This is a genomic window from Streptomyces sp. AMJ-169, assembly GCF_055597585.1.
The window spans coordinates 1-13,092 of the sequence record NZ_JBVLTJ010000002.1 but is presented as its reverse complement, the minus strand read 5'-3'; the positions used below and the strand labels follow the sequence as shown (position 1 = coordinate 13,092).

Here is a 13,092-nt window from a genome sequence, read left to right as displayed (position 1 = left end):
CGTACGCTCACTACCAGCCCTACCTGTCTGAAGGAGCGAGCGACGATGCCCGAGCTGAGGTCCCGCACAGTCACCCACGGCCGCAACATGGCGGGCGCACGCGCCCTTATGCGCGCCTCCGGTGTACCCGGTGCGGACATCGGCCGGAAGCCCATCATCGCGGTCGCCAACAGCTTCACCGAGTTCGTGCCGGGCCACACCCACCTCCAGCCGGTCGGCCGGATCGTCAGCGAGGCGATCACCGAAGCCGGCGGCATCCCGCGCGAGTTCAACACCATCGCCGTCGACGACGGCATCGCCATGGGCCACGGCGGCATGCTCTACAGCCTGCCCTCGCGCGACCTGATCGCCGACAGCGTCGAGTACATGGTCGAGGCCCACTGCGCCGACGCCCTGGTGTGCATCTCCAACTGCGACAAGATCACCCCGGGCATGCTCAACGCCGCCCTGCGGCTGAACATCCCCACGGTCTTCGTCTCCGGCGGCCCCATGGAGTCCGGCCGCGCCACCCTGGTCGACGGCACGGTCCGCACGCTCGACCTGGTCGACGCGATCTCCGACGCCGTCAACGACAAGATCTCCGACGAGGACATCGCGCGCATCGAGGAGAACGCCTGCCCCACCTGCGGCAGCTGTTCCGGCATGTTCACCGCCAACTCGATGAACTGTCTGACCGAGGCGATCGGCCTGTCCCTGCCGGGCAACGGCTCGGTGCTCGCCACGCACACCGCGCGCAAACAGCTCTACGTCGACGCCGCGCGCACCGTCATGGACATCACCCGCCGGTACTACGAGCAGGACGACGCGACGGTACTGCCCCGTTCCGTCGCCTCCTTCGCGGCCTTCGAGAACGCCATGGCGCTCGACATCGCCATGGGCGGCTCCACGAACACGATCCTGCACCTGCTGGCCGCCGCCCAGGAGGCCGAGGTCCCCTTCGGCCTGGAGCAGATCGACGCCGTCTCCCGCCGCGTGCCCTGCCTCGCCAAGGTGGCCCCCAACGTCGCCAAGAACCGCACGTACTACATGGAGGACGTGCACCGCGCGGGAGGCATCCCGGCGCTCATGGGCGAACTGCACCGCGCGGGGCTGCTCAACGAGGACGTGCACTCCGTCCACAGCCCCTCCCTGGCCGACTGGATGAAGACCTGGGACGTGCGAGGCGGCTCCCCGTCCCCCGAGGCAGTCGAGCTGTGGCACGCCGCCCCGGGCTGCGTGCGCTCCGCCGAGGCCTTCTCCCAGTCCGAGCGCTGGGACACCCTCGACGACGACGCCGAGGGCGGCTGCATCCGCTCCGCCGAGCACGCCTACTCCAAGGACGGCGGCCTCGCCGTCCTCAAGGGCAACCTGGCCGTCGACGGCGCCGTCGTGAAGACCGCGGGCGTCGACGAGTCCATCTGGACCTTCGAGGGCCCCGCCGTCGTCTGCGAGTCGCAGGAAGAGGCCGTCCAGAAGATCCTCCTCAAGGAGATCAAGGAGGGCGACGTCGTCGTCATCCGCTACGAGGGCCCCAAGGGCGGCCCCGGCATGCAGGAGATGCTCTACCCGACCTCCTACCTGAAGGGCCGCGGCCTCGGCAAGGCGTGCGCCCTGATCACCGACGGACGCTTCTCCGGCGGCACCTCCGGCCTCTCCATCGGCCATGCCTCCCCCGAGGCGGCCGGCGGCGGCACCATCGCCCTCGTCGAGGACGGCGACCGCATCCGCATCGACATCCCGGGCCGCTCCCTCGAACTCCTGGTGGACGACGCCGAACTCGCCCGCCGCGCGGCTGCCCTGAACGGCGTCTACGCCCCCAAGAACCGCGAGCGCAAGGTTTCCGCCGCCCTGCGCGCGTACGCCGCCATGGCGACCAGCGCCGACAAGGGCGCCGTCCGCGACGTCAGCAAGCTGGGCTGACCCCCGGGGAACGGCACTCCTGGAGGAACGCCACCCCTTAGGAGAACGGCACTCCTATAGGGACGTCCTGCAACCGACGTCCCTATAGGACCCCGACTCATAGGGCCCCGCCTTATAGGGCCCGCCTCACCCTTGAGCCGACTCCTTCACCGCGAACACCGTCCCGTCCGGCGCGCCCGCGTACACCCGCCCCTCGGCGACCTGCGGAACCGGCAGCGCCATCTCCACCTGGTCGGGGCGCGGCCCGAGCCGCAGGGCGGTCTGCCCGATCAGCTGCCCCGCGCGCGCGTCGACGGTCAGCAGCCGCCCGTCGGCGGCGCTGAAGTACACGCGCGTGCCCTCCGCCGCCGGAGCCGAACCGCGGCTCACGGAGGTCTGGAGCGACCACACCTGACGGCCCGTCCCGAGGTCGAGGGCGGTCAACAGGCCGTCGTAGTCCAGGAGATACATCCGCTCGCCCTGGATCACCGCGCGCGCCTGCGTGAGGGCGACGCCGAGCCGCGTGCGCCGTACCTCGCCGCTCGCCGGGGAGTAGCGCACGACGGCGTCGGAGCGCCCGTAGTCGCTGCCGCCCGCGAGCAGCACCAGATGCCCCTCGGAGCTGCCCACGGCCGTCAGGGAGCCCTCGAAGCGCTTGTCCCAGCGGATCTGGCCGGACGCGGGGTCGACGGCCGTCACACGCGTCCGTGCGCCGTCGGTGGAGGTGCTCGTCGCGTACGCCAGCCGGTCCCCGCCGAACACCGTGAACAGCGGCAGCCTCTGCCCGCTGATCCGCTTGCTCCACAGCTCCTCGCCGGACGCGGCGTCGACCGCCGTGACCGTGCCGCCCGGCGAGGTCAGCAGCAGCGCACCGCCCGCGTAGGCGACCCCGGGGTACGCCGTGACGTCCCGCTGCCAGCGCGTGCGCCCGGTGGCCGGATCGAGCGCCAGCACGCGCGCGCCCGCGTGCACGGTGACGTGCGCCAGGCCGCCTTCGACCACGGGCGCGCGCGGGGGGACGTCGTCCGTGTCGAGCCGGTGCCGCCACAGCACCCGTCCGTCGGTCGCGTCCAGCGCCGACACGAGCCCCTTCTGAACGCACAGAAGGCGCTCCTGGTCGTACGTGCAGCGCGGCATGCCGCTGTCCGCGCCCGTGGCCGGTTTCGTCGCCCAGGGGGCGAACGCGGGTGCCGTGGAGGCCGTTTCGCGCGGCTGGCGGGGGCTCTCCGGGCCGAGCAGCGTCACCCCGGCCAGCCCGCCGCCGGCGACCAGCGCGAGGGCGGCCGTCACGAGCAGGGTCTTGCGCAGCCGGCGCCGCGCCGGAACGGGAGCGTCCTCAGGAACCCCGGCGTCGGGAGCCCCCGTACCGAGCGCCCCTGTGCCAAGCGCCCCGGCGTCCTGGAGCGGCCCCCCGACCCCCGTGGTGCTCCGGGTCTCCTCGGCCCCGCCCCCGGGAACCCGCCGCCCCGGTATGAACGCCTGCGTGTCGTACGACGCCGACACCGACCGCAGTTCACGCATCAGCTCGTCCGGCGTGGGCCGGTCCTCGGGCTCCTTCGCGAGGCAGCGCAGCACCAGGGGCGCGAGGTTCTCCGGGACGCCGGTCAGGTCCGGCTCGTCGTGCACGACCTGGTAGGCCACGATGTACGGGCTGTCGGAGTCGAACGGGCCGCGCCCGGTCGCCGCGTGCACCAGGACGGACCCCAGCGCGAAGATGTCCGCGGCCGGGCCCACCTCGCGCGGACGCCGGAACTGCTCCGGCGCCATGAACGGCGGGGTGCCGATCAACTTGCCCGTCTCGGTGCGCAGTTCGCTGTCGCTCGGGCGGGAGATCCCGAAATCGATGACCTTAGGGCCGTCCTCGGCCAGAAGGACGTTGCTCGGCTTGAGATCGCGGTGCACCACACCCACGCGATGGATGTCGCGCAGCGCCTCCGCGAGCCCCGCCATCAGCCTGCGCAGCTTCTCAGGGGGCATCGGCCCGTTCCGCTTCACCTCTTCGGAGAGCGTCGGCCCAGGGATGTACAAAGTCGCCATCCAGGGGCGGTCGGCCTCGGAATCGGCGTCCACGACGGGCGCGGTGAACGCCCCGCTGACCCGCCGCGCGGCGGCGACCTCCTGCCGGAAACGGCCTCTGAACTCGGGGTCCTTGGCGAAGGCGGCGTGCACGACCTTCACCGCGAGCGTCAGCCCCGAGGTGCTGCGGGCCAGGTGCACCACACCCATGCCGCCCGCGCCGAGACGTGACTCCAGGAGGTAGTGACCGGCGTACTCCGGAAGTTCCGCTTCCGGGCCCGCTCCCGTGTCCCTCCGTGGCGCCATGGACCACCCCCGTGCTGATGTACGGCCCTCGGAGCCTAATCGATGGCCCTGGCCCGGCAGAGGCGGCGTGCTGGCCATCCTGTACGAATCAAGTACACATGTTTCAGCCGCCGTTCGGCGGGAATCAAGGGGGTCCCACGGCAGGCTCGGCCGCCGAGGGGCATCAAATCGGGGGAAAACACACGGGGGGAGTTCTTCATCATGTCCGTCGAACACACGGAAGAGGCGGTCGCCGCCGCCGTCACGTCCAACACGGTCTACTACCCGGTCGCCCCGGGCGTCAGCCTCAACGTCCGCAGCGGCCCCGGCACCAACTACTCCATAGTCCGCGTCCTCGCCGCCGGCGCCAGCGTCGCGATCTACTGCCAGACCCCGGGCACCTGGGTCACCGGCTACTACAACACCAGCAACATCTGGGACTGCATCGGCAACGGCGAGTACGTCTCCGACTCGTACATCAAGACCGGCAGCGACGGCTACGTGGCGGGCCGCTGTAGCTGACGGCGATGAGGGCCGCCGAGTTCCAGGGGGGAGCGCGGCGGCCTCGTACGACGCCCGGGGCGCGCCCCTGAGAAAGTCCAGGGGGCATCCCTGAGGAAGTCCGGGGGCGGCCTCGTACGACGGCTCAGGGGCGCGTTCGGTACGACGGCGAGGGCGCGTTCCCGCAGCCGCGCGCCCGCGCCGCCCCGCCGGGGGCATTGTCAGTGCCCGGCGCCATAATCGGTGACGTGAGCGACGAGAGCGGCATCACGGACATCCCGGCGGCGGACGCCGGGGCTGAAGCGGCGGGCCCTCGCCCGGAGCCCCTGCGCTTCTTCGGCACGAGCTGGGTCGAGCGCGGCGAGGGCTACACCGCCCGCCGCGCCGCCGTCAGCGCGGGCGCGCTGGCCGCGACGGTCGTCTCCTGCCTGGTCCTGCGCCTCGCCTACGAGGGCCTCGCGCTCGCCGACGTCGGCGGCTTCGTCAACGTCCTGGTGGTCGTGATGTTCGCCGGGTGCAGCGCGCTCGCCTTCGGCCACACCTGGGACACCTTCCGCAAACACCCCGACCCGGCCCGCCAGGCATCCCTCCGAGGCCTCCTCGCCATCGGCTTCGTGGGCTCCCTCGCCGCCTACTTCATCCGCTCCCTGACCGAGGCCCCCGGCGAACAACTCCACCGCCAGGACTACGAGACGGCCCTGGAACAACACCACCGCCGCTCGACACGACGCACGGGGAACCCGGCGAAGAGGAGACGCAGGGGGTGAGGGGGGTGTGAGGGGCGGGAGTTGAGGGGGCGTCGCGCAGAGGGGGTTTGAGGCCGACGAGCGGGGACCTGCGGCCGGGGACCTGCGGCCGGGGACCTACGGCCGGGAGCCGGGAGCCGGGAGCCGGGAGCGGGCAGCCGGGCACGGGCCGAGGAGGACCCGCTCGCGTCGGACGCATGGCCGGGAGAGCCGCACCAGAGACCGGGAAGCCGACGCCAGGCGCAAGCTGAGGGGCCGCCCTTGCGGCTGACGGCCCCGCCGCCGAGCGCCGACGGAGAGCCTGCCCGCGCGACCGGGCGCCCGCCGAGAGGCTCGTACCCACACCTGAGTTCTCGCCCACAGCCTCGAACTGCTGAACCTCGGTGAGTCCGGCCCGTACCCGCACCTGGGTTCTCGCCAAGAGCCCCGCACCCGAGCGCCCGCCAAGAGCCCCGCGCCCGCAGCCGCCCCCTCCCGAGAGACGCACCCCGCAGCCGACCGCCCGCCGAGTCGCCCCCCCACAGGACCCCGCCAGAAGACCGGCCCCCGCAGCCGCCCTCCCCTCCCCGGCCGAGAGACGCACCCCGCAGCCGACCGCCCGCCGAGTCGCCACCCACAGCCGGCCCCCGCCGGGAGACTGGCCCCAGCAGCCGCCCTGCCCCCGTCGAGAGCCGCGCCCCGCAGCTGCCCCCCGCCCAAGCCCTCACCCGCAACCAACCGCCCCCCTCACCCCCATCCCCCCCTCTCTCTCACCCATTTCCAGTTCCCCCCACCCCCACCCCCCTCCACCATGGCCCTATGACCCCAACCCCCCTCCCCCCAGCAGCCCGAGCCGTCTCCTTCAACGACGCCGCGGCGCAGTACGCGGCGAACCGGCCCTCCTATCCGCCCGTTCTGCTGGACACCGTCGAGGAGCTCGCCGGGCGTCCGCTGGTGGGGGCGAGAGTCGGGGACGTCGGGGCGGGCACCGGGATCTCCACAGCGGTGCTGCACGCGCGCGGCGCGGACGTCGTCGGGGTCGAGCCGGGCGGCGGGATGGCGGCGGAGTTCAGGAAGACCCTCCCCGAGGTGCCGCTCGTCCGCGGCAACGGCAATCAACTCCCTTTCGCGGACGCCTCCTTCGACCTCCTGACGTACGCCCAGTCCTGGCACTGGACCGACCCGGCGCGCGCGGTCCCGGAGGCCGTACGGGTGCTGCGGCCGGGCGGGGCGCTGGCGCTGTGGTGGAACCGGAGCGCGTCGGAGGTCCCCTGGCTCGAGGCCCAGTCCGCCCGGATCGCGCGCCACTTCGGCCTCGACGTCGACCAGGAGAAGAAGCGCGCCGCCGACCCGCGCGTCGCCGACCCCACGGGCACCCTCACCTTCACGGTGCGCACCGTCCGCTGGACCCGCCGCGTCCCCCTCGACACCCACCTCGCCAACATCGGCAGCCACTCCAGCTTCCTGGTCGACACCGAGGAGCGCACCAAGGCCTTCCTCACCGCCGAACGCGCCCACCTCCTCACCGAGTTCCCCGACGCCGTCGTAGAAGAGGCCTACGACGTCCTCCTCCTGGTCGCCCCACGCCCCTGACCAAGCCCCCGGACCACACCCCCTGAGGCATGCCTCCTGACCCACGTCCCCTGACCCACGCCTCGTGACGCACGGCCGGGCGCCGCCCCCCCCATACACGGACGGCGCCCGGACCCCCCCCAAAAAAACCCGCACCCTCGCCCCTAGCCATCCACCCCGCTCAGCCCCACCCCCCTCAAACCCTCACCCCACCCCCCACCCCCCTCTCCCGACTCTCGACCCACCCCTCCAACGCCCCCGCGCACGCCAGATCCATGTGCCGCAAGCCCCCAAGCTCCAACCGCACCACGCGATCCGCAGGCAGACCCTCCAGCGCGTCAAGCAGCTTCGGCAGCCGAAGGAACGTCGCGTGCCCGGTGACCCGCACCACCAGCCCCGCCGCGCGCAGATCCTCGATCTCCACCTGCACCCGGCTCGTGTCCCACGCGGTCTTCGCGACGGCCAGAGCCAGCCCGATCAGCACCCCCTCGAAGAGATTCCCGACGGCGATCGCGACGGCCGTCACCGCCAGGACGACCACCTCGCCCCGCTCACCGCGCCACAGCGCCCGCATCTCCCGCACCGGCACGAGCCTGCACCCGGCGTACACCAGCAACGCGGCCAGCGCCGCCACGGGTATCAGCCCGAGCACCCCGGGGACGACGGCCGTGAACAGCAGCAGCCAGACCCCGTGAAGTATTCGGGACGCCTTCGTCCGCGCCCCCGCCTGCACATTGGCCGCACTCCGCACGATCACCGCCGTCATCGGCAGCGCCCCCAGCACCCCGCACACCGCGTTCCCCGCGCCCTGCGCCATCAGCTCACGGTCGTAATCGGTCCGCCGCCCCCCATGCATCCGGTCCACCGCGACCGCGCTGAACAGCGACTCGGCCGACGCGATCAGCGCGAACGCCACGACCGTCCCGATCACCCCCACGTCCGCCAGCCGCCCGAAGTCCCCCGGCGCCAGCAGCCGCACCGCCTCCCACAGCCCCCGCACGTCGACCATCCGCACCTCCAGCCCGCACACCGCACACCCGGCGGCGGCCACCACGACCGCCACCAACGGCGCGGGCACCAGCCGCGCCCCCCGCCGCCACCGCCCCCAGAGAAGCAGTACGGCCATGGTGGCACCCCCCACTGACAACGCCACCGGATCCACCCGCCCCGGCAGCTCCAACAGGCCCGTGACCTTGGCGATCCCGCCCGCCGGCGCGGACACGTCACCCAGCGCGTACACCTGCCCGGCGACCAGGATCAGCCCGATCCCGGCGAGCATCCCGTGCACGACGGCCACCGACACCGCCCGGAACCACCGCCCCAGCCGCAGCGCCCCGAGCGCGAGCTGTATCAGCCCGGCGGCGCACACGAGCACGCCGAGCACCTGGAGCCCGTACGAGCGCACGGCCTCGTGGACGAGGACCGTCAGCCCGGCCGCGGGACCGCTGACCTGGAGGCTGCTCCCGGGCAGCGCCCCGGCGACCAGCCCGCCGACGATCCCCGTGACCAGCCCCAGCTCGGGCGGCACCCCCGAGGCCAGCGCGACCCCTACACACAGGGGCAGCGCGACAAGAAACACGACTAGCGAAGCGAACAGATCGGCCTTGCACACGCCATGGCGCATCTCGACGGCACCTCCGGTCGACGACAGGGAGATGCGTGGGCGCCGCGCCGGGGGAGGGGCGCGGAACAGAACGCGTACGGCCCGGAACCCCGCCACGCCGTACGCGAGATCCATTGTCGGCAAAGGGAGTTGACCGCACACGTCCACTTCGGGCCGCTCCCGGACCGGCGGAAGCAGACCCACCGGAACACCCGGCTCCGCTCACCCCCGCACGCGCCTGCGCCGCACCGAGCGCCCCCGGCCCGGCATCCCTTGACGACACCCTCCGGCGAGAGGAGTATTCATCACGTGATGAATAAAAACTCACGCCCCTCCACCCGACGCTCACCCGCCCCGACCCCGGCCGTCCACGCCGCCGCCCTCACCGTCACCCGAGGCGGCCACCCCGTCCTGCGCGACCTCGCCTTCACCGTCCCCACCGGCCGCATCACCGGCCTCCTCGGCCCCTCCGGCTGCGGCAAGACGACCCTGATGCGCGCGATCGTCGGCACCCAGGCCAAGGTCACCGGCACCCTCGACGTCCTCGGCCGCCCCGCCGGCCACGCGAGCCTGCGCGGCGCGATCGGCTACGTCACCCAGGCCCCCTCCGTCTACGACGACCTCACCGTCCGCCAGAACCTCGACTACTTCGGCGCGGTCCTCGACCCCGCCCGCCCGGCCGCCGCACGCCGCGCGGACACCGGCCGCGTCCTCGCCGACGTCGACCTCACCGACCACGCCGGCGCGCTCGCCGGGAACCTCTCCGGCGGCCAGCGCAGCCGTGTCTCCCTCGCCGTCGCCCTCCTCGGCACCCCCGAACTGCTCGTCCTCGACGAACCCACCGTCGGCCTCGACCCCGTCCTGCGCCGCGACCTGTGGCGGCTCTTCCGCACCATCGCCGCTCGCGGCACCACCCTCCTCGTCTCCTCCCACGTCATGGACGAGGCCGAACGCTGCGACCACCTCCTCCTCATGCGCGCGGGACAGCTCCTCGCCGACGACACCCCGCAGGCCCTGCGCACCCGCACCGCCACCGACACCGTCGAAGCGGCCTTCCTCCACCTGGTGGACGAACACCCGGCCGACGAACACCGCGCCGACGAACACCCGGCCGACGAGCCCGCGACGGCCCCCACTCCCGCGAAGGAGCCCCGGCGATGAGCACCCTGACCCCCGCCCGCACCACCGCCACCGCCGCCCGCGTCCTGCGCCAGCTCCGCCACGACCCCCGCACGATCGCGCTGCTCCTGCTCATCCCCTGCCTGATGCTCGTCCTGCTCCGCTACGTCTTCAACGGCAGCCCCCGCACCTTCGACGCCATCGGCGCCTCCCTCCTCGGCGTCTTCCCCCTGATCACGATGTTCCTCGTCACCTCCATCGCCACCCTGCGCGAACGCACCTCAGGCACCCTCGAACGCCTCCTCGCGATGCCGCTCGGCAAAGCCGACCTGATCGCCGGATACGCCCTCGCCTTCGGCGCCCTCGCCGTCCTCCAGTCCGCCCTCGCCACCGCCCTCGCCGTCTGGTTCCTCGGCCTCGACGTCACCGGCAGCCCCTGGCTGCTCCTCCTCGTCGCCCTCCTGGACGCCCTCCTCGGCACCGCCCTAGGCCTCTTCGTCTCCGCCTTCGCCGACTCCGAGTTCCAGGCCGTCCAGTTCATGCCGGCCGTGATCTTCCCCCAGCTCCTCCTCTGCGGCCTCTTCGCCCCGAGGAACACCATGCACCCCGTCCTCGAAGCCCTCTCCGACGTCCTGCCCATGTCGTACGCCGTCGACGGCATGAACCAGGTCCTCACCCACCCCCACCTCACCGGGGCCTTCGTACGCGACCTCCTCGTCGTCGCCGGCAGCGCCCTCCTCGTCCTCACCCTCGGCGCCGCCACCCTGCGCCGGCGCACCCCCTGACCCCCGGTCCGCCCACCGGACGCCCGCCGCCCGCGCCGCGGGCCGGTGCGAGGATGAACCCCATGAGCCAGAAAGTCGCAGTCCTCGGCACCGGCAAGATCGGTGAAGCCCTGCTCAGCGGGATGATCCGGGGCGGCTGGGCCCCGGCCGACCTGCTGGTGACCGCCCGGCGCCCCGAGCGCGCCGAGGAACTCCGCGCCCGCCACGGAGTCACCCCGGTCACCAACGCGGAGGCCGCGAAGACCGCCGACACCCTGATCCTCACCGTCAAACCGCAGGACATGGGCGCCCTCCTCGACGAACTCGCCCCGCACGTCCCCGCCGACCGCCTCGTCATCAGCGGCGCCGCCGGCATCCCCACCGCCTTCTTCGAGAACCGCCTGGCCGCCGGCACCCCCGTCGTCCGCGTCATGACGAACACCCCCGCCCTCGTCGACGAGGCCATGTCCGTCATCTCCGGCGGCACCCACGCCACCGACGAGCACCTCGCGCACGCGGAGGAGATCTTCGGCGCCGTCGGCAAGACCCTGCGCGTCCCCGAGTCCCAGCAGGACGCCTGCACCGCCCTCTCCGGCTCGGGACCGGCCTACTTCTTCTACCTCGTCGAAGCCATGACCGACGCCGGCATCCTCCTCGGCCTCCCGCGCGACAAGGCCCACGACCTCATCGTCCAGTCCGCGATCGGCGCCGCCGTCATGCTCCGCGACAGCGGCGAGCACCCCGTCAAACTCCGCGAGAACGTCACCTCCCCGGCCGGCACCACCATCAGCGCCATCCGCGAACTGGAGAACCACGGCGTCCGCGCGGCCCTCATCGCCGCCCTCGAAGCCGCCCGCGACCGCAGCCGCCAACTCGCCTCCGGCACCAAGGACTGACACCCCGCACGGGGGCCTCTCCCCTCTCCCCGGGAAGACCCGCCCCCGTACGACGGCCCCCGCGCTACCGGACGGCCACCGGCGCCGCAGCCGGCTCCAGCAGCCCGATCGCCCGGTACGCGGCGTCCACCACCGGCTTCGCCATCGCCCGCGCCCGCTCCGCACCGTCTCTCAACACCTCCTCCACGAACACCCGGTCCGCGCACAACTCCCTGTGCCGCTCCCGCAGGGGCCGGAGAGCCTCCACCACCGCCTCCGCCACATCCCGCTTCAGAGCGCCGTACGACCGGTGAACGCCTGACAGCCCGTCAGGGTTCCCGCCGGTGCACGCGGCGAGGATCTCCAGCAGATTCGCCACCCCGGGCCGCCCCTCCGGGTCGTACACGACCTCCTGCCCGCCGTCCGTGACCGCCCGCATCACCTTCTGCCGCACCACGTCCGGCTCATCGAGCAGATAGACGATCCCCGGCCCCGAATCATCCGACTTCCCCATCTTCGACAGCGGATCCCGCAGATTCATCACCCGCGCCGCGACCACCGGATGCACCGCCTTCGGTACGACGAACGCGTGCCCGTAGCGCTGGTTGAACCGCATCGCGAGATCCCGCGTCAGCTCCACGTGCTGCGCCTGGTCGTCGCCCACGGGCACCTCGTCCGCCCCGTACGCGAGGATGTCCGCCGCCATCAGCACCGGATACGTCAGCAGCGACAGCCGCACACTCCCGCCCCGCGCCTGTTCCCGCGCGGCCTTCTCCCGGTACTGGATCATCCGCCGCATCTCCCCGTCGCTCGCGACGCACTCCAGGAGATACGACAGCCTGGCGTGCTCGTCGACATGGCTCTGGACGAAGACCGTGCACAGCCGCGGATCGAGCCCGGCCGCCAGCAGCAGCGTCGCCGCCTGCCGGCTGAGCCTGCGCACGCGCGCGGGATCGTGTTCCACGGTCAGCGCGTGCAGATCGACGATGCAGAACACCGCGTCCGCGCGGTGCTGGTCCACCGTGACCCACTGGCGCATCGCCCCCAGGTAGTTCCCCAGGGTCAGATGTCCGGTCGGCTTGATCCCGCTGAAGACCCGGGTCATCTCACTCCACCTCCTGCTCGGAGCCGCCCGCCTCGCCCGGCCGGCCTCCGGAGGTTCTGGAGGAGATACGTCAACGGCCGCCGAGGTGGCGGCCGTTGGGTGCATACGTAAGGACGGCCGCGGTCAGGCGGCCCACCACTGATGGGTGCACGTATGCGTCGTCATGCCCGTCAGGGTACGCCTCGGGGGTGCCCGCGGGACGGGAGTTGACACACCCCGGGCCGATACGTAGTGTTCTCCGAGTTGTCCGACGTGAGCGCCGACTCCGGTCGGTCCCCGGACAGCCATTTCAGCAAGTACCAACCACTACTCGACGAGCAGTCGAACAGGTATTTCCTGTCCGTCCGCGCTGTCGGTTCATTGGCGTGCGTATTCGCGAAATGAGGAATCCACGTTCGAAAGGACGCGGCCCCCCGATTGGCGTCGGGGGCCGGGAATCCGCTAAAGTCTCACTCGTCGGAACGGCCCAACGGGCCAGGAAGACAAACCCGCTGACTGGGAATCAGACGCCGAAAGGATCTGATAGAGTCGGAACCGCCGGAAGGGAAACGCGAAGCGAAAGCCGAGCAAGACCCGGAAAGCACCGAGGAAATCGGATCGGAAAAAGATCTGATAGAGTCGGAAACGCAAGAACGAAGGGAAGCCCGGA

At 72.3% G+C, this 13,092-nt stretch carries 10 protein-coding genes; 7 read left to right on the top strand and 3 right to left on the bottom strand.

Features of this window, described 5'->3' with window-relative positions; all coding sequences use genetic code 11:
* The first annotated feature begins 45 nt into the window (after nucleotides 1–45).
* On the top strand, nucleotides 46–1,899 hold the full coding sequence (ilvD, locus tag ACYUD3_RS04650; protein WP_470964027.1) for a dihydroxy-acid dehydratase: 1,854 nt from the start codon (nucleotides 46–48) through the stop codon (nucleotides 1,897–1,899).
* Between the two features lie 126 nt (nucleotides 1,900–2,025).
* On the opposite strand, the gene ACYUD3_RS04645 is transcribed toward ilvD, so the two are convergent.
* Nucleotides 2,026–4,200, bottom strand: coding sequence for a protein kinase domain-containing protein (locus tag ACYUD3_RS04645; protein ID WP_470964024.1), 2,175 nt, complete (start codon nucleotides 4,198–4,200; stop codon nucleotides 2,026–2,028).
* Nucleotides 4,201–4,401: 201 nt separating this feature from the next.
* Here ACYUD3_RS04645 and ACYUD3_RS04640 point away from each other — a divergent pair, with 201 nt between their 5' ends.
* The 3 genes from ACYUD3_RS04640 (at nucleotide 4,402) to ACYUD3_RS04630 (ending at nucleotide 6,998) form a co-directional block, all read left to right on the top strand.
* The gene (locus ACYUD3_RS04640; protein ID WP_470964021.1) at nucleotides 4,402–4,701 is read left to right on the top strand and encodes an SH3 domain-containing protein; all 300 of its coding nucleotides are present in this window, start codon (nucleotides 4,402–4,404) and stop codon (nucleotides 4,699–4,701) included.
* Nucleotides 4,702–4,928: 227 nt separating this feature from the next.
* Nucleotides 4,929–5,447: an EamA/RhaT family transporter gene (locus ACYUD3_RS04635; protein ID WP_470964018.1), complete on the top strand. Its 519-nt coding sequence runs from the start codon at nucleotides 4,929–4,931 to the stop codon at nucleotides 5,445–5,447.
* 777 nt (nucleotides 5,448–6,224) lie between these two features.
* Nucleotides 6,225–6,998: a class I SAM-dependent methyltransferase gene (locus ACYUD3_RS04630; RefSeq protein ID WP_470964015.1), complete on the top strand. Its 774-nt coding sequence runs from the start codon at nucleotides 6,225–6,227 to the stop codon at nucleotides 6,996–6,998.
* A 175-nt stretch (nucleotides 6,999–7,173) separates the two neighbouring features.
* Here the strand turns inward: ACYUD3_RS04630 and ACYUD3_RS04625 are convergent, their stop codons facing one another.
* The gene (locus tag ACYUD3_RS04625; protein ID WP_470966001.1) at nucleotides 7,174–8,601 is read right to left on the bottom strand and encodes a SulP family inorganic anion transporter; all 1,428 of its coding nucleotides are present in this window, start codon (nucleotides 8,599–8,601) and stop codon (nucleotides 7,174–7,176) included.
* Between the two features lie 288 nt (nucleotides 8,602–8,889).
* Here ACYUD3_RS04625 and ACYUD3_RS04620 point away from each other — a divergent pair, with 288 nt between their 5' ends.
* From ACYUD3_RS04620 to proC, 3 genes are all read left to right on the top strand, one after another.
* Complete coding sequence (locus ACYUD3_RS04620; protein WP_470964013.1) at nucleotides 8,890–9,741, top strand: ABC transporter ATP-binding protein; 852 nt, start codon at nucleotides 8,890–8,892, stop codon at nucleotides 9,739–9,741.
* Nucleotides 9,738–10,484 carry an ABC transporter permease gene (locus ACYUD3_RS04615; protein ID WP_470964010.1) on the top strand — a complete coding sequence of 249 codons (747 nt, stop codon included), beginning with the start codon at nucleotides 9,738–9,740 and terminating at the stop codon, nucleotides 10,482–10,484. Before ACYUD3_RS04620 ends, ACYUD3_RS04615 begins: the two co-directional genes overlap by 4 nt.
* 62 nt (nucleotides 10,485–10,546) lie before the next feature.
* Nucleotides 10,547–11,359, top strand: coding sequence for a pyrroline-5-carboxylate reductase (gene proC, locus ACYUD3_RS04610; RefSeq protein ID WP_470964007.1), 813 nt, complete (start codon nucleotides 10,547–10,549; stop codon nucleotides 11,357–11,359).
* Nucleotides 11,360–11,423: 64 nt separating this feature from the next.
* Here proC and trpS read toward each other — a convergent pair whose 3' ends face one another.
* Nucleotides 11,424–12,443 carry a tryptophan--tRNA ligase gene (trpS, locus tag ACYUD3_RS04605; protein ID WP_470964004.1) on the bottom strand — a complete coding sequence of 340 codons (1,020 nt, stop codon included), beginning with the start codon at nucleotides 12,441–12,443 and terminating at the stop codon, nucleotides 11,424–11,426.
* Nucleotides 12,444–13,092: the final 649 nt, after the last annotated feature.

Coding starts and splice junctions, on each gene's coding strand:
- ilvD (WP_470964027.1), top strand. CDS start 46: ATGCCCGAGCTGAGGTCCCGCACAGTCACCCACGGCCGCAACATGGCG.
- ACYUD3_RS04645 (WP_470964024.1), bottom strand. CDS start 4,200: ATGGCGCCACGGAGGGACACGGGAGCGGGCCCGGAAGCGGAACTTCCG.
- ACYUD3_RS04640 (WP_470964021.1), top strand. CDS start 4,402: ATGTCCGTCGAACACACGGAAGAGGCGGTCGCCGCCGCCGTCACGTCC.
- ACYUD3_RS04630 (WP_470964015.1), top strand. CDS start 6,225: ATGACCCCAACCCCCCTCCCCCCAGCAGCCCGAGCCGTCTCCTTCAAC.
- ACYUD3_RS04625 (WP_470966001.1), bottom strand. CDS start 8,601: ATGCGCCATGGCGTGTGCAAGGCCGATCTGTTCGCTTCGCTAGTCGTG.
- ACYUD3_RS04615 (WP_470964010.1), top strand. CDS start 9,738: ATGAGCACCCTGACCCCCGCCCGCACCACCGCCACCGCCGCCCGCGTC.
- proC (WP_470964007.1), top strand. CDS start 10,547: ATGAGCCAGAAAGTCGCAGTCCTCGGCACCGGCAAGATCGGTGAAGCC.
- trpS (WP_470964004.1), bottom strand. CDS start 12,443: ATGACCCGGGTCTTCAGCGGGATCAAGCCGACCGGACATCTGACCCTG.